12 protein-coding genes are annotated in these 16,901 nt (G+C 63.7%); 3 read left to right on the plus strand and 9 right to left on the minus strand.

The genetic code is table 11. From position 1 onward, the window contains the following. Positions 1-39 precede the first annotated feature (39 nt). Positions 40-2,286, plus strand: a complete 2,247-nt coding sequence (locus tag NYR54_RS05660; RefSeq protein ID WP_261514629.1) for a heavy metal translocating P-type ATPase — start codon at positions 40-42, stop codon at positions 2,284-2,286. Here the strand turns inward: NYR54_RS05660 and NYR54_RS05665 are convergent. The 5 genes from NYR54_RS05665 to rlmN all read right to left on the minus strand — a co-directional run bounded on the left by NYR54_RS05665 (position 2,257) and on the right by rlmN (position 7,901). Beyond that, positions 2,257-3,183: a metal ABC transporter permease gene (locus NYR54_RS05665; RefSeq protein WP_261514630.1), complete on the minus strand. Its 927-nt coding sequence runs from the start codon at positions 3,181-3,183 to the stop codon at positions 2,257-2,259. The two genes, NYR54_RS05660 and NYR54_RS05665, sit on opposite strands and share 30 nt — an antisense overlap. A gap of 9 nt (positions 3,184-3,192) precedes the next feature. Further along, on the minus strand, positions 3,193-4,404 hold the full coding sequence (locus tag NYR54_RS05670; protein ID WP_261514631.1) for a metal ABC transporter permease: 1,212 nt from the start codon (positions 4,402-4,404) through the stop codon (positions 3,193-3,195). Positions 4,405-4,520: 116 nt separating this feature from the next. Next, positions 4,521-5,327, minus strand: coding sequence for a metal ABC transporter ATP-binding protein (locus NYR54_RS05675; RefSeq protein ID WP_261514632.1), 807 nt, complete (start codon positions 5,325-5,327; stop codon positions 4,521-4,523). Between the two features lie 12 nt (positions 5,328-5,339). Beyond that, the gene (locus NYR54_RS05680) at positions 5,340-6,317 is read right to left on the minus strand and encodes a metal ABC transporter solute-binding protein, Zn/Mn family (protein WP_261514633.1); all 978 of its coding nucleotides are present in this window, start codon (positions 6,315-6,317) and stop codon (positions 5,340-5,342) included. A gap of 357 nt (positions 6,318-6,674) precedes the next feature. Beyond that, positions 6,675-7,901: a dual-specificity RNA methyltransferase RlmN gene (rlmN, locus tag NYR54_RS05685; protein ID WP_261514721.1), complete on the minus strand. Its 1,227-nt coding sequence runs from the start codon at positions 7,899-7,901 to the stop codon at positions 6,675-6,677. Between the two features lie 321 nt (positions 7,902-8,222). On the opposite strand from rlmN, the gene araD reads away from it, so the two are divergent. Further along, a complete protein-coding gene (gene araD, locus NYR54_RS05690) occupies positions 8,223-9,956 on the plus strand; it encodes an L-arabinonate dehydratase (protein ID WP_261514634.1) in 1,734 nt (577 codons plus the stop codon). Between the two features lie 143 nt (positions 9,957-10,099). Here the strand turns inward: araD and NYR54_RS05695 are convergent, their stop codons facing one another. The 4 genes from NYR54_RS05695 to NYR54_RS05710 all read right to left on the minus strand — a co-directional run bounded on the left by NYR54_RS05695 (position 10,100) and on the right by NYR54_RS05710 (position 15,080). Continuing rightward, positions 10,100-11,188, minus strand: coding sequence for an ABC transporter ATP-binding protein (locus NYR54_RS05695; RefSeq protein WP_261514635.1), 1,089 nt, complete (start codon positions 11,186-11,188; stop codon positions 10,100-10,102). Positions 11,189-11,289: 101 nt separating this feature from the next. Further along, the gene (locus tag NYR54_RS05700; RefSeq protein WP_261514636.1) at positions 11,290-12,426 is read right to left on the minus strand and encodes a carbohydrate ABC transporter permease; all 1,137 of its coding nucleotides are present in this window, start codon (positions 12,424-12,426) and stop codon (positions 11,290-11,292) included. Next, on the minus strand, positions 12,423-13,430 hold the full coding sequence (locus NYR54_RS05705; protein ID WP_261514722.1) for a carbohydrate ABC transporter permease: 1,008 nt from the start codon (positions 13,428-13,430) through the stop codon (positions 12,423-12,425). The genes NYR54_RS05700 and NYR54_RS05705 overlap by 4 nt, the downstream gene beginning before the upstream one ends. Before the next feature lie 270 nt (positions 13,431-13,700). Further along, entirely contained in the window at positions 13,701-15,080 is a 1,380-nt protein-coding gene (locus tag NYR54_RS05710; RefSeq protein WP_261514637.1) for an ABC transporter substrate-binding protein, read from the minus strand. A 1,025-nt stretch (positions 15,081-16,105) separates the two neighbouring features. Between NYR54_RS05710 and NYR54_RS05715 the strand changes: the two genes are divergently transcribed. After that, positions 16,106-16,720 carry a UdgX family uracil-DNA binding protein gene (locus NYR54_RS05715; protein WP_261514638.1) on the plus strand — a complete coding sequence of 205 codons (615 nt, stop codon included), beginning with the start codon at positions 16,106-16,108 and terminating at the stop codon, positions 16,718-16,720. The last annotated feature ends 181 nt before the right edge of the window (positions 16,721-16,901 follow it).

The raw sequence follows: 16,901 nt of genomic DNA on the forward strand, positions 1-16,901 counted from the left end.
AGTAGGAGTGCCGGAAGAAGCGATCAAGGGACGACATTCATGAGACCCGTCAGCGAGAGCCGCTATCTGGTGGAGGGAATGGACTGCGCGAGCTGTGCGGAAAAGATCCGCACCGCCGTCGGCGGGATATCCGGGGTGGAAAATGTTTCCATCTCGCTCATCAGCGGCACTATGACCGTCGCGCATGGCGACGGGGAGGACATTCAGCCGGCTATCCAGCGGCAGGTTCAGCGGCTGGGCTATCGCGTGAGGCTGCTTGCGGGCCGCGAGGGCGAGAGCGAAACTGATCTCGGAAACGGCCTGGAAAAGCAAGGCCGATCTCCAGCGGATGGTAATGGGCACCATCATGACGATGCGCATCACCATGGCGGCGCGAAGGGCGAAACAGGATGGTGGCGCAGGCCGGGTGTAACCTTCACGCTCCTTTACGGGGCGGCGTTGCTGACGGCTTTCGCGGCGGGTCTTTTCCGCCCCGAGTTCGAGCGCTGGTCCTATCTCATAGCCATGTTCGTAGGCCTTGTGCCCATCGCGCGGCGCGCGTTTGCTGCCGCATTCGCAGGCACGCCCTTTTCCATTGAGATGCTTATGACCATCGCCGCCATCGGCGCGGCCATCATCGGTGCGGTGGAGGAGGCGGCGGTCGTCATCCTGCTCTTTCTGGTGGGTGAGCTGTTGGAGGGGCTTGCGGCCGAGCGCTCGCGCGCGAGCATCCGCGGGCTCTCGCGGCTTGTACCTTCAACCGCGCTCATTGAGCGCGAGGGTGGTGAGGCAGAGGAAATCCCCGCCGCGCGGCTTGCGCAAGGGGACGTCATCGTGGTGCGGCCCGGCGACCGCATTGCGGCCGACGGCGAGGTTGTGTCCGGCGCAAGCTCGGTCGACGAGGCGCCGGTTACGGGCGAAAGCGTGCCGAAGCTGAAGGAAGCTGGCGATTATGTCTTTGCGGGAACGGTGAACGGCGAGGGACTGCTCAAGGTGTCGGTGACTGCCTCCGCCGAGGACAATACGATTGCCCGTGTCATCCGGCTGGTGGAGGAGGCGCAGGAGAGGAAGGCGCCTACCGAGCGCTTCATCAACCGGTTCTCGCGCTACTACACCCCGCTCGTCATCCTCATTGCCGCGCTCGTGGCGGTGGTGCCACCATTTCTTTTGGGAGCGCCATGGATGGAGTGGATCTACAAGGGGCTTGCCATCCTTCTCATCGGCTGCCCCTGTGCGCTGGTGATTTCCACACCTGCGGCCATCGCGGCGGCGCTCTCCGCGGGGGCGCGGCGGGGGCTGCTCATGAAAGGCGGCGCCGTTCTTGAGGAGGCGGGCAGGCTTCAGACCATCGCCTTCGACAAGACCGGCACGCTGACGGAGGGCAAGCCGCGAGTCACCGCGGTGCTCGCCTTCGAGGGAAGCGAGCGGGAGGTGCTGCGCCTCGCCGCCGCCCTGGAGCAAAGCTCCAGCCACCCGATCGCGCTAGCCATCCTGGCCCGGGCAGGCGAGGAGGGACTCGCCCTCCCGCCGGTCACGGAGGCTTCCGCCATCGGCGGGCAGGGCGTCACGGCGGTCATTGAGGGCAGGCTTCTCTTCCTCGGTTCCATCCGCGCCGCCGCCAGGAGAGGGAAGGTCTCGCCGGAGCAGGCAAAGACCCTGGCCGCGCTGGAGGCCGAGGGAAACACGGTCTCGGTGCTGCTTGCGAACGGCATTGCTATCGGCGCCATTACGCTGAGGGACGAGCCGCGGGCGGACGCACGGTCCGGCCTTGCTCAACTCAAGGAAAAGGGCATCCGCACCCTCATGCTTACGGGCGACAACGCCCGTACGGCCGAGCTTGTGGGACGTGATCTCGGCATCGAGGTGCGCGCGGAGCTTCTGCCGCAGGACAAGAGCAGCATCGTCAGCGCGCTGAGGAAGGATGGCCTGAAGGTCGGCAAGGTCGGTGACGGCATTAATGATGCTCCGGCGCTGGCCGCGGCTGATGTGGGCATCGCCATGGGCGGGGGAACGGACGTGGCTCTGGAGACGGCCGATGCCGCCATCCTGCACGGGCGGGTGAGCGACGTGGCGGCGATGATCGAGCTTTCCCGCAAGACCATGGCGAACATCCGGCAGAACATTGCCATAGCCATCGGGCTGAAGCTCGCTTTCCTTGTCACCACGATCCTGGGCATCACGGGCCTTTGGCCGGCGATCCTGGCGGATACGGGAGCCACCGTCCTGGTGACGGCGAACGCTCTGCGCCTGCTGGCATGGAAGCCCCGCAGGCCGTCCTCAGCTGCCGGTGGGGGCGCCAATCCGTGAACGGTGCGGACCGAAGAGGGCGGCAAGCGCCAGGATGAGACCGGAAACGGTGGCGATCATGCCCGCGGCGCTGACGGCATGTTCGCCTCCCAGCCAGAGCGGTCCGTAGCCAGCAAGAACGTAGCCTAGAACCGCGGAAAGAGTGGCGAAGACGATGCTCCAGAAAACCTGCCGCTCGAGCCGGTTGGTCATGAGCCGCGCGGCAGCCGGCGGACAGATGAACATGGCAATGACGATGATGGAGCCGACCGCGTCGAAGGCCGCCACGGCTGCCACCGCTGAGACAATGACAAGGCCAAGGCTGACGGCCACCGTGGGGATGCCAACGGCACGCGCGAAGGCTTCATCAAAGGTAGAGAGTTTCAGCGGCCGCCAGAAGATGAGAGTGAGCAGCGCGATGACAAACGCCGCGCCCGCCATGCGGAAGAGCTCGGGCGGAAGCTCCCTAAGGGCGGCGGAGTCCACGAGAGAGCTCCAGTCCTCCGCCGCGAACCAGATGAGGCTCTCCAGATTGCCGTAAAGGGCGTGTTCCACGTCGAGGTGGACGCTGCTCGTGTCACTCTGTTCCAGCAGGAGGACGCCTGCCGCAAAGAGCGAGGTAAAGACCACACCCATAGCCGCTCCCGGCTCGATCCGCCCGAGGCGCTTGATCGCCTCGATGAGCACGACGGCGACAACGGCCGCGCCAGCCGCGCCGAGCAGCATCGGCCAGGTGGAAACCGAGCCGGTGATCAGGAAAGCGGCGACGATGCCCGGCAGCACCACATGGCTGATGGCATCCCCGATCAGGGCCTGGCGCCGCAGGACAAGGAAGTTGCCCGGCAGCGCGCAGGCGATCGCGGCCAGGATTCCGATGAGCATGGGTGTCAGGCTGAGCTGGACGAATTCCGAACCCATGAACTCCCCCTATGAATCCCGTGAAGCTTCGCCAAGACGCTCGTCGATTTGCGCAATAGCGTCGCGCGTCAGCAGTTCCTCGATGGGCCTGGAGCCGTCATATCCGCCGGCCTGCACGTCATCCGTGTAAAGCTGCCGGGCGAGCGCCCAGCGCTTCTCGTTTCGCGCGGCGGTGGCGGCGAGGTCTCGTCCTTTCTCGGTTGCTGTTCCGTCTCGGCCAATGAGGCCTTCGCGCCGAAGGAGTTTCAGCGTTGCGGGGTTGCGGACGGCGTCATTGCGCGCGATGGCGAGCAGCCCCTGATGGCGGTGCAGGCTTTTTCGATACCGCTGGCGCAGGCGTGCGCCGGCCAATAGCCCCCGTCGCGGCGCGGCCAGAAGCGACAGGACGAACAGGCTGAAGGCAATCAGCACGATGATCGGGCCGGTGGGCAAGTTCGGTGCGGATGCGGACAGCGCCGCACCGAGATAGCCAGAAAGCCCGCCGAAAAGCCCGGCGATGAGCACGACATGCTCGGTCCTTTCGCTCCACAGACGCGCGGTGACAGGCGGAATGATCAGCATGGCGACGATGAGGATCAGGCCCACGAGCTTCAGGCCTATCACTGTCACGCCCATGACCAGCCCCATCATGGCGAGGTCCATGCGGCGGATGTCGATGCCTGCCGTGGCCGCGAATTCGGGGTCGAAGGCGGTGATGGTCATGGGCCGCCGGAACAGAAAGGTGAAGGCGACCGCGAGCGCGCCGCCCGCGGCGATCAACAGGGCGTCCTGAAAGAGCATTCCCGCCGTCGAGCCCAGGAGAAAGCCCTCGAGCCCGGCCTGATAGCCGCGCGACATGTTCTGGATCACCGTGAGCAGCACGATGCCGAAGCCGAAGAAAACGGAAAGCACCGCCCCGATGGCTGCATCCTCGGCCAGGCGCGTGCGCGCCACCAGCCATTGCACGGCAAGAAGGCCCGCTCCCGCCGACAGCGCGGAGCCGAGAAGAAGCCCGGGAAGGCTGCGTCCCTCGCCACCGAGCATGACCATGACGATATAGGCAAGCCCCACGCCCGGCAGCGTGGCATGCGCGATGGCATCGCTCACCAGCGCCCGCTTGCGCAGGAAAAGAAACGCCCCGCTGCTGCCCGCGGCGACGCCGAGCAGCCCCGCGCCCAGCGCCACGAGCGCGGCGTTGTAGCCTGCCTGAAGGAGGAGGGCGTCAAGAAAGGCTTCAAGCATGGATCACTCTGCCGGCATGCGGACGGTGAGCGTCGCGAATTTGCAATGCAATCCTGAAGCATCATCGTCCGCCGGACGGGAAGTGGGCAAAGGGCTGCCCCATTGTGTACCGCCCATCATGCCGCTGGGAGCTTCAGCTGGTCGATGTGCGCCGTCGCCAGCCGGCCGCCATAGGTCTTCTGCAGGTTTTCTGGCGTAAACGCCGTGGCGACAGGTCCTTCGGCGACCTTGCGGACGTTGATGAGCAGCACATGGTCGAAATAGTCGGCCACGGTCGCCAGGTCATGGTGGACACAGATCACCGTACGGCCTTCCGCATTCAGGTCCTTGAGCACCGTGATGATGGCTCTTTCCGTCGCCGCATCGACACCGGCGAAGGGCTCGTCGAGCAGGTAGAGCTCCGCGTCCTGCGCCAGTGCGCGCGCCAGGAACACGCGCTGCTGCTGCCCGCCGGAAAGCTGGCCGATCTGCCGCGCGGCAAAATCCGCCATGCCCACGCGCTCCAGGCAGGCCAGGGCGCGCTCCCGGTGCCTGGCGCGCACGGGCCGCAGGAGGCCCAGCTCGCGATAGAGCCCCATCAGCACCACGTCGATCACTCGCGTCGGGAAATCCCAGTCGACGGAGGCGCGCTGCGGCACATAGGCAATACGGTGAAGGCTTTTCTCGACGGGTTCTCCGTAGACGGTCACCGCGCCGGAAAGGCGAGGGACCATGCCAAGCGCGGCCTTGAGCAGCGTCGACTTGCCCGCGCCATTGGGGCCGATGATGGCCGTCATCGAGCCCGCCGGCACGGTGGCGTCAATGGAAAGCACGGCGGGCTTTTCCCCGTAGGAAACGGTGAGTTCACTTATCGCAAAGGGGCTCCTTGCGGGATCGGTCAGGGACGGTCTCTCACGGCTGGCGAGGCAGAGTGTTGTGCCCATCATCGTGTCCTGTCAGCTTGCAGCCGAGAGGCGGCCAAGCATTCCGCGCTCCGGCGCCTCGCCCCCAAGTGCCCGGGTGATGGTGGTGACGTTGTGGTCGATCATGCCGATATAAGTGCCTTCATAGGACCCATGCGGTCCCATGGCGTCGGAAAAGAGCTGGCCGCCGACCTTCACCGTGTGGCCGCGCGCCGCCGCGCCCTCGATCAGGGCGCGCACGTTCCGGTCCGAAACGGAGGATTCGACGAAGACGGCGCCGATCCTGCGCTCGACCAGCGTGTCAACCAGCCCGGCAACGTGCGCCAGGCCTGCCTCGCTTTCCGTCGAGATGCCCTGGATCCCGAGCACCTCGAAATCATAGGCGCGCCCGAAATAGTTGAAGGCATCGTGCGCCGTCACCAGAACCCGGCGCTCCTCGGGAATCGTCGCCAGTACCTTCCGGGAATAGGCGGACAGCGCCTCTATATCAGCGAGGTGCTTTTCCGCATTGGCGCGAAACTCCGCCTCGCCCTCGGGCCTGGCCTCGATCAGCGCGTCGCGAACCGCCACAACCACCTTGGCCCACAGGTCCGGGTCCATCCAGACATGCGGGTCATACCGGTTCTTGTACGCATCATGGGCCAGCAGGAGTTCGGCAGGGAGCGCCTCGGCAACGGCAACCACGCGGCGGCGCGCCGAAAGCGAATGAAGAAAATCCTCCATCTGCGCTTCCAGATAGAGCCCGTGCCAGAGAACCAGATCGGCCCTGGTCATGGCCAGGATGTCGGTGCGGGTCTGCCTGTAGGCGTGCGGGTCCACTCCGGGTCCCATGAGGCCGCGAACGGTGACCAGATTGCCGCCCACCTGCCGGGCGGCATCGGCAATCATGCCCGTTGTGGAGACGACCGAAAGCGGCTCCTCTGCCCTCGCTAGGGAAGCGAGCGGCAATCCTGCCGCAAGGCCAGCGAGGCCTGCCGCGGCGAGCAGTGAGCGGCGCGTAAACTCTGCCATGTCCTACCTTTCAGGCCGGCAAGTCGAATTGCAAGTGCAAACCATTTGCAAGTCTGCAAACAAATTCAGCAATCCATTGTTCCAATTAATGCAAATGAGAATGATTTGCAAGTAGCCGTACGGATGCTGCGGCCTGGAATGGTAAGGGTGCTGCGGCAGCCCACGCGTCATCCCGCACCTCCCCACCGTCATCCCGGCCGAGCGAAGCGAGACCGGGGTCCCAGGAAGGCGGTCGAAATGGCGCTACTGGGTCTCGGATAGCCGCTCCGCGGTTTCTGGGATGGAGGAGAGGAGTGCGTCTTCCGGAAGGAGGAAGCGAGAAGAAGGGGCGAGAACGAATGGGCCGGGGAGAAAGCCTTACTCCCCGTGCCCCGCGATCATCATGGCTTCGAGCTTCAGCCGCTCGGACTTTCTCATGCGCTCCGAGGCGGACTTCAGCTGCCCGCAGGCGGCGAGAATGTCGCGCCCGCGTGGCGTGCGGATGGGCGAGGCGTAGCCGGCGCGATTGATCACCTCGGCGAAGCGCTCGATCTGCTCCCAGTCGGAGCATTCGTATGCGCTGCCCGGCCACGGGTTGAAGGGGATCAGGTTGATCTTCGCCGGAATGCCGCGCAGAAGCCGCACCAGCTCCCGCGCGTCGTCCAGCGAGTCGTTGACACCCTTCAGCATCACATATTCGAAAGTGATGCGCCGCGCGTTCGACAGGCCGGGATAGGAGCGGCAGGCCTTGAGCAGCTCGCTGAGCTTGTACTTCTTGTTGATTGGCACCAGCTCGTCGCGCAGCTCGTCGCGCACCGCATGCAGCGAGATGGCAAGCATGACGCCGATTTCCTCGCCCGTGCGGTAGATTTCAGGCACTACGCCAGACGTTGAAAGCGTGATGCGACGCTTGGACAGCGACAGGCCCTCGCCATCGGAGGCGATGAGCAGGGCCTTCTTCACATTCTCGAAATTGTAGAGCGGCTCGCCCATGCCCATCATGACGATGTTCGTCACCTTGCGGCCTTCCGCGGGCACGATGGCGCCGTCCGGGGTTGCCGCGTCCGGGAAATCGCCCAGCCGATCGCGTGCGATGAGAAGCTGGTCGAGAATCTCGCCCGCCGTCAGGTTGCGTACCATGCGCTGCGTGCCGGTGTGGCAGAAGGAGCAGGTGAGGGTGCAGCCGACCTGTGAGGAAAGGCAGAGCGTGCCCCGGCCTTCCTCCGGAATGTAGACCGTTTCCACTTCTACCGGGCGCCCTGCGCCGCGCGGCGGGAAGCGCAGCAGCCACTTGCGCGTGCCGTCCTCGGAAACCAGCTCCTCCACGATCTCCGGCCGCGCAATGGTGAAGTGCTCGTCGAGCGCGGCCCGCAGACCCTTGGAGATGTTGAACATCTGCGAAAAGTCGGTGGCTCCGCGCACATAGAGCCAGTGCCAGAGTTGGCGCAGCCGCATCCGCACCTGACGTTCGGGTACGCCGATGCCGGCGAGCGCTTCGGCAAGCTCCTCGCGGGTGAGGCCAATGAGCGGTTTCTTTTCGGGCTCGCTGGCAGGTTTCAGCTGCGCGCGGGCCTCGGGAGTGGAGATGTTGATCGTAAGCGCCATGGTTCCGAGCATATAGGTGGCCTTCGGGTGGCGGCCAATCCGGGGCGCTCATAACACAGGGCGGCTGTCAGGTCATCCGCAAGCTGAGCTTGGGGGTGAGGGCGGGCGCGTTTGCCGCGGAGGAAACGGCTCCGCGCAATTCCAGGAAAAGTGGATCTCGGTTTTCCGTCCGGAATTGCACAAGAAACGGATTCTTTCAGCGGCTCCGTGAAACACAGAAGGGATCCCGCAAGCCGCAGGGTCTTTCCTGAACGGGCCTGCTGCTTCATTCTGCAGGTCTGGCGGCCAATGAGCCCGCCCTGCAAAAGGATCCTGAAGGCAATGTCTCGCAAGAAACCGGATGAACTGAGAAGCGCCCGCTGGTTCGCACCTGACGATCTGCGATCCTTCGGCCACCGCAGCCGCATGCTCCAGATGGGATATGACTACGCGGACTGGGAGGGAAAGCCGGTCATCGCGATCATCAACACATGGTCGGACCTCAATCAGTGTCATGTGCACTTCAAGCAGAGGGTGGAGGACGTGAAGCGCGGCGTGTTGCAGGCGGGCGGTTTGCCGGTCGAACTTCCCGCGCTGTCGCTCAGCGAAAGCGCGGTGAAGCCCACGACCATGCTTTACCGCAACATGCTGGCGATGGAGACCGAGGAGCAGATACGCTGCCATCCCGTTGACGGCGTGGTGTTGATGGGCGGCTGCGACAAGACCACGCCGGGCCTCATCATGGGGGCGGTCTCCGCCGGCCTGCCGGCGATCTTCATGCCGGCCGGGCCCATGCTGCGCGGCAACTGGCGCGGCAAGACGCTGGGGTCCGGGTCGGATGGCTGGAAGCACTGGGACGAGCGGCGCGCCGGAATCGTCACCGAAGCGCAATGGCGGGAGATGGAGAAGGGCATCGCTCGCTCCTATGGCCATTGCATGACCATGGGTACGGCTTCGACCATGACGGCGATCGCCGAGGCGTTGGGACTTACGCTGCCGGGAGCCTCGTCCATTCCCGCCGCCGATGCGAACCATCACCGGATGGCGGCCGAATGCGGCCGCCGCATTGTGGAAATGGTCTGGGAGGATCTGGTGCCGAGCCGCATCCTCACCGCAGAGGCCTTCGACAACGCGAACACGGTGGCAATGGCGCTCGGATGCTCCACCAACGCCATCATCCATATGATCGCGATGGCGCGCCGGGCGGGCATCTCCCTCGGCCTTGACGATCTTGATCGCAAGAGCCGGGTCATCCCCGTCATCGCGAATGTGCGCCCGGTCGGCGACACCTATCTGATGGAGGACTTTTTCTATGCCGGCGGTTTGCCCGCACTTATGAAGGAGCTTGGCGATAGGTTGAACCTGGATTGCCTAACGGTAAACGGTCGCCCGCTGGGAGAGAACATCGCTGGAGCGGAGAATTTCAACAGGGATGTCATCCGCCCGCTGACCGATCCGGTCTACCACGAGGGTTCGCTGGCGGTGCTGAGGGGTAATCTCGCGCCCGACGGCGCGGTGATCAAGCCGGCTGCCTGCGACCCGCGCTTCCACGAGCACGAAGGCCCGGCTTATGTGTTCGACAGCTATCCTGCCCTGAAGGAGAAACTTGACGACGAATCATGGGACATTCCGCCCGACGCCGTGCTCGTGCTGCGCAATGCCGGCCCGCAGGGCGGACCGGGCATGCCGGAATGGGGCATGATCCCGATGCCGAAGGCCCTTTTGAAGAAGGGACACCGGGACATGGTCCGCCTTTCGGATGCGCGCATGTCGGGCACCTCCTACGGCGCCTGCATATTGCACGTCGCGCCCGAAGCCTTCGTCGGCGGGCCGCTCGCTCTCCTGAGGAACGGCGACCGGGTGCGGCTCAGCGTTTCCAAAAGACGCCTCGATATGCTGATCGATGACGACGAGCTGGCAAGGCGCCGGGCCGCATGGACACCGCCAGCGCCGCGCTACGAGCGCGGCTATGGCTGGATGTACTCCCGCCACATCCTGCAGGCCGACAAGGGCTGCGACTTCGACTTTCTCGAAACGGGCTTCGGCGCGCCGGTGGACGAGCCCGTTATCTATTAACTCGCGGGACGGCTGGGCGCGCTCGTCCAGCCGCTATGCTTTGTCCGCGGTGTCTGTAGACGCCTTTCCACCGGCTCGGCGCGAAGCCGATCCATCCGGGCTTCGCGCCATAGACCTGATAAGCGCCGGGACCTAGACCGCGCTTACAGGTAAAGCAGCGAACGGCCTTGCTCGTTGAACAGGTGCATCTTGCCGGGTTCGGCCGAAAGCGAGATGATCTCCCCGCGGTTGAAGCGCTGCACGCCGGGCAGCTTCACGATGATGGGTTCCGGCGCGTTCTCCACGTCGAGATAGACATTGGTAACCTCGCCGAGCGACTCCACGATGTTGACGCGCCCATCGATCAGGCCGTTGCCGTTGGTGGCGATGGTGAGATCCTCCGGCCGCACGCCGAAATGCACCTCCGCCCCGGCTAGGTCGGCCGGGGAGGGGATCGGTAGGTCGGCCTTGCGGCTGCCTAGCACGATCGTGGTCTTCTCCCCCGTCTTGTCGATCCTGGCGCGCTGCACGTTCATGGCCGGCGAGCCGATGAACTGCGCCACGAACAGGTTGGCGGGCCGTTCGTAAAGCTCGATCGGCGTGCCGACCTGCTCGATGCGGCCGGCCGATAGTACCACAATGCGGTTGGCCAGTGTCATCGCCTCCACCTGGTCATGGGTGACATAGACCATGGTGGATTGCGGCATGGACTCCTTCAGCTTGGCGATCTCGATGCGGGTGGCCACGCGCAGTGCCGCGTCGAGGTTCGACAGCGGCTCGTCGAACAGGAACACCTTGGGATCGCGCACGATGGCCCGGCCGATCGCCACGCGCTGGCGCTGGCCGCCAGACAGAGCCTTGGGCAGCCGGTCGAGATAGGGCGTAAGCCGCAGAATTTCCGCCGCCTCGCGCACGCGCTTGTCGATCTCCGCTTTGGGCCGCTTGGCGATGCGCATGCCGAAGGCCATGTTGTCGTACACGCTCATATGCGGATAAAGCGCGTAGGACTGGAATACCATGGCGATGCCGCGCTGCGAGGGCGGAATATCGTTTACAAGCTGATCTCCGATATACATCTCGCCGCTGGTGATCGTCTCAAGCCCCGCGATCATGCGCAACAGGGTGGACTTGCCGCAGCCCGAGGGGCCGACGAAGACCACGAACTCTCCCGAATGGATCTCCAGGTCGATGCCGTGGATGACCTCGGTCGCCCCGTAGCTTTTCCTGATATCCTTCATCAGAACGCCAGCCATCAGTTCTCTCCCTGATCGCGTAGAGTTTCGCCGGTGCAGGGCCGCATATGGCATTCGCCGTCGCCCGTCCGGATAATCCCTTTTCTCGCAAGCATGCGGGATCAGCCTCCCTTGACAGAGCCGGCGAGCAGCCCCCGCACGAGATAGCGCTGCAGGGCGAAGAAGACGATGATCGGCACCACGATCGCAACGAAGGCTGAGGTGGACAGGATTTCCCAGTTTCCGCCGCGGGAGCCGAGCAGCTCGCGCAGCCGGCCGGTCAGCACCAGCTGTTCCTCGTTGTTGCCGAGGAAGACAGTGGCCACCAGCAGATCGTTCCACACCCACAGGAACTGGAAGATGGCGAAGGAGGCGAGTGCCGGGAACGACAGCGGCAGGATGATCTTGCGGAAGATGTCGAAATCCGTCGCTCCGTCCACCCTCGCGCTTTCGATGATCTCGCGCGGCAGGCCGGCAATGTAGTTGCGCAGGAGATAGATGGCGAGCGGCAGGCCGAAGCCCGTATGCGCAAGCCAGATGCCGATGAAGGACTTGCCGATGCCCACGCCGTTATAAAGCCGCAGAAGCGGGATGAGCGCCATTTGCAGCGGTACCACTAGAAGACCCACCACGGTCGCCAGCAGAAGCGCACGCCCCGGAAAGCGCATCCAGGAAAGCGCATAGGCGGCATAGGCCGCGATCAGGATGGGGATGACGGTGGCCGGAATCGTGACCGTCAGCGTATTGATGAAGCTCTGGCCTATGCCTTCGGAAAACAGCACCGTGTTGTAGTTGGCCAGGGTGAATTTCGGCGGCTCGAGCGTGGTGACGAACAGGCGCTCGCCGCGCCGGCCCTCGGGCTGTTCCGGATAGGTGATGACATAATCGCCATTTTTCTGGACGGTGATGGTCTGTCCGTCGCGCGTCTCTGCCGTCGTGCCCGGCTCGAATTCCTTGGGCCGCTGGATTGACGTGCCGAAGGCGCTGACCGTGCCGCTGCCTCCTTCGAACACGTTGCCGGTGATGACCCATTGTCCGTCCTGCTCCACCGCCTCTTCCGGAGGGGCGGCGCGGGCGACGATGTTCTGCTCCGTCGGGAAAAAGGACGTCCACCAGCCGCTGACGACGATCTGGTCCTTGTCGCGGAAGGAGGAAACCAGGATGCCGAGCGTCGGAGTGGTCCAGACGGCGACGAGAAACAGCACCGACAGATGAACCGCCCATGTTAGCGCCGGGCGCGCGCCGACCCCCGTGCTCATCGCACATCCTTCCGCACTTCACGGATGTTCCAGATCATGATCGGCACCACCATGATCATGATGACCAGCGCGATGGTCGAGGCGCGGCCGAAATCGAGGCCGCGGAACATCCAGTCGAACATGTAGTTGGCGAGCACCTGCGTGCCCCACTGGCCGTTGGTCATGGCCAGAACGATGTCGAAGACCTTGAGCACAAGGATGGTGATCGTGGTCCAGACCACCGCGATCGTACCCCAGATCTGCGGCACCTTGATCTTGTAGAAGATCTGAAAGGGCGATGCCCCGTCGATCACCGCCGCCTCTATGGTCTCTTCCGGGATGCCCCGGAGCGCGGCCGACAGGATCACCATGGCAAAGCCCGTCTGGATCCAGATCAGCACGACCATGAGGAAGAAATTGTTCCAGAAGGGCACCGTCAGCCACGCCTGCGGCGCACCGCCGAAAGCGGTGACGATGGCGTTGAGAAGCCCGATCTGCTCTGCCCCTTCCGGGCGATAGTCATAGATGAACTTCCAGATGACGCTTGCGCCCACGAAGGAGATGGCCATGGGCATGAAGATCAGGCTCTTGGCGATATTGCCCCAGGCGATGCGGTCGGTAAGCGCCGCCGCGATGAGGCCGAAGAAGGTGGCCGCCGCCGGCACGACGATCAGCCACAGGATGTTGTTGCGCATGCTTTCGCGAAACGCCGGGTCCTGCGCCAGCCACCGATAGTTGTAGGTGCCCACCCATTCCTGGCCGGTCGGCCCGTGGAAGCTCAGCACCACCGAGTTGAAGACCGGGTAGACCAGATAGAGCCCGAGCACGATGATGGCGGGGCCGAGGAAAAGCCACGGCCGGATGGCGTTTGCCTTGGTGAGGTTCGCCGCGATGTTTGCGCCCCTGGCGGGATAGAATGTGTCGAGGAGCTTGTTCGCACTCCAGAAATAGCCGAAGCAGGCCGCCACGCCCAGAAACATGACGATGACGGCGCCAAGAAGCTTCGAATCGGGCAGGATCGCCATGATGAGGGCATAGGCCAGAACAGCCAGTACGATGCTGGCCGCCAGTCCCGCAGCCATGACCACAAGTGTTACCGCGATGGTGGACAGGGCCGAAACCAGCCCGGAACCAATGGCGGAGGGCGCCGCCGTCGCTTGTGTTACTGCCACGTTCTCCTCCCACCGGCTGAATCCCCGCCGGGTCCGCTGTCCCGGCCGGGCAAGCATTCGCTGGAAGGTCCGCCCCCGCCAGAGGCCGCCCGGCAGCGGCGGCCCCTGGCCGGAACAGGCCTGCTATTGTTGTTCCCCGTTATTGCTAGACTTGATGGCGTCCCACTCCCGCTGGATGGCATCGGCCGCCTCCTGCGCGGATGCGCCGCCGACATAATTGACCATGCCCGTCCAGAACGCGCCCGCGCCGATGCGGCCGGGCATCAGGTCGGAACCGTCGAAACGGAAGGTGGTGGCGTTCGTGAGGATTTCGCCCTGCTTCTTGGCCGCGTCATTCGCGTAGGCTTCCGGATTTGCCTCCTTGAAGGCGGTGAGGAATCCCGACTGCGCCATCCAGATTTCATGGGCGATGGGCGTCTTCAGGAATTCGATGAAGGCGCGTGCGGCCTCCGAATCGGAGGTGATGGCGACCACGTTTCCGGAGCCGAGAACCGGGCTGCCGAGATCGCGGTCCGCATAGGCGGGCAGATAGAAGAAGTCCACATCCACCCCCACTTCGGTTCCCTCGGGGAAGAAGCTCGGGATGAAGGAGGCCTGGCGGTGCAGATAGCAGCGCGGCGGTACCGAGAAAAGCCCGGCCGGGCTGTCGCGGAAGTCCGTCGAGACCACCCCTTCCGTGCCGCCGGCCACGAAGTCGTTGTTCTTGGCGAACCAGCCGAACTCCTCGATTGCTGCGATAACGCGCTCGTCGTTAAACGGAATCTCGTTCGTAACCCACTGGTCGTAAACCTCCGGGGGCTGGCTGCGCAGCATCATGTCTTCCACCCAGTCCGTGGCGGGCCAGCCGGTGGCGCCGCCGGAGCCGAGGCCAATGCACCAGGGCGTGCCGCCATCGGCGACGATCTGCTCAGTCAGCGCCTTCAGGTCCTCCATGGTTTCAGGCACTTCGTACCCGGCATCCTCGAAGTTCTCGGGCACATACCAGACCAGGGATTTCACGTCCGCCTTATACGGGAAGGCATAATAAGCTTCCGTGCCGTCCTTGCCCGCATAGGTGCCGAGCTCGACCCAGGATTCACCCGCGGCATAGTTCTCGCGCACCCAGTCCGCCGTCTCCTGACCAAGCGGCGTGAGATATCCCTGGGCGGCCAGATTTGCGGCAAGGCCGGGCTGCGGGAAAATGGCGATGTTCGGCGGGCTGCCGGCCTGCGAGTCGATGACGATCTGCTGCTCGAAGGAATCGGAGCCGGAGAAGGAAACGGTCGCACCCGTGGCCTCGGCGAAATAAGCGATCACCGACTTGAATATTTCCTGCTCCTGGCCAAGCCAGTCGCCGAAGATGGAAAGGTTCTGGCCCGAGAGGTCATATTGGGCGGCAAAGTCCTCGTAGCTCTGCCAGCTGAAGCGGCTGTCCTCGCCCGGCGCGAATTTCAGGTCCTGCGCAAGGGCGGTGCCGCCGGAAAGCACCAGCGCGGACACGCCGGCCAGCATCCACTTTTTCATCGTTTCCTCCACAATGGACTTTTACAACGGACTTTGATCCCAGTGGTCCCCGGCCTGTTCCGCAACCTCCTGCAATTCAGAAGGTAACCCAGGCGCTTGGGGATTTCCAGCATTGAACCTTGGGCAGGTCGAGTCAACACGGACGGTTGCGCGGAGCCCGTTCTGTGAATCCAGGTTGAAAGCGCAAAGCACGCCCGAGAGCCTGGCCGCACTGCGGCAAGAGGCATTCCGCAGCGTTACGGCTGGTGGTGGAAAAATGGTGGAAAAGGAGTGGTATGGCGTATTGACACCGTAATTTTCATAAGCGGCTGGTCGCTAGATGGGAGACGAATCACACGGGAGCTGACCTGTGTTTACAGGTGATTCGGTTTGCGCCGTACACGAGAATGTGGGCATGGAAAAATAACAATTTAATATTGCATTAATCCGCAATCGGTGACATAAAAGAGGGGGTTACGGTTGTTTGCTGCTGGAACCGTAACCCCCCATCTGGGATGTGGTTGCTCAAAATTTTTGGTGCTGAAACAGTTCCCAGATCAATTATATGCCTGGTGCAAGCCGGTGCCAAGCGACACCGGCTTGCTAAAACCACCTGTCAGCCGCCTCAACAGCCCGATCTGCTGAACGGGAAAAATGCTTCCCTTGCCAGAGGGCTTCTTCGGCTGACCTCACTGAAAACATTAGGTTATCAATTCGATATACACTGTCATTTAGCATAAACGAAACTGCTCTCCTAGTGCATTTTTTCGCGCCGAACCGCAAGCCGTCTGCCTGCAAACATATACTCACATGTTTGTGAGAGAGGACGCTTGTCCGGCAAGGCCGGCTTGGCGCAGCCCAAGGGAGAGCCAACGGGATTTTACGCGCGCCTGGATCTTGTGGCATTCACGATTCCGCCAGGAGTAATCTGCAGCGGACTTCATCCGAATCGTAGCGCGCAGATCCGGCATATGGCCGCCTCAGCCGATTTGCCGGAACTTTCCAGACCGATACCGGCTTCATCGCTGGCAGCCCCGGGACTGACGATGAGCGCATGGAAGCAGAACAGGCAGAGGACCCTCGAAGCTCTGCGCCAGGAAGCGGAGGGCTGCACGCGCTGCGACCTCTATAAAAACGCCACTCAGACCGTGTTCGGCGAGGGCAGGAGCGGGGCGCGGGTGGTCTTCGTCGGCGAGCAGCCGGGAGACCGGGAGGACATCGAGGGGCGGCCTTTCGTCGGGCCAGCCGGGCGATTGTTCGACGCCGTCCTGGAAGATGTTGGCATCGACCGGAAGAAGACCTACGTCACCAATGCGGTCAAGCACTTCAAGTTCGAGCCCCGCGGCAAGCGGCGCATCCATTCCAAGCCCAATGCCGGCGAGATCCGCGCCTGCCGCTGGTGGCTCGATCAGGAGCTGGCGCTGATCAGGCCGGACGTGGCCGTGGCGCTCGGCGCTACCGCGGCGAGGGCACTCACGGGAAAACCGGTGTCCGTGATGAAGCTGCGCGGTACGGTAGTTTCAAGCACGGAGGGTTTGCCCGTGTTCATCACGGTGCATCCTTCCTCCCTCCTGCGCGTTCCCGACGAGGCGGACCGGCGCCGCGCACGCGAGCTCTTCGCCGAAGACATGCGCAAGGTGAAGGCGATGATGAAGGGATGAGGGGCCTCCACCCTCCGCCTTTGGGGAAGGGTCGGGGCGGTGCGCGCCGGGGTGGGATCATGAATATCGGCCCGGATCTTCACCGCCATCCCGCTCACTCCGTTCGCGACCTCCCCACGAGGCAGGGCATCGCCTGCGCCACAGTTCGTATATCCCTCCCATTTATCCCCGCTTCCTTCCC

It is taken from the genome of Chelativorans petroleitrophicus, from assembly GCF_025398195.1.
Lineage (GTDB): Bacteria > Pseudomonadota > Alphaproteobacteria > Rhizobiales > Rhizobiaceae > Chelativorans > Chelativorans petroleitrophicus.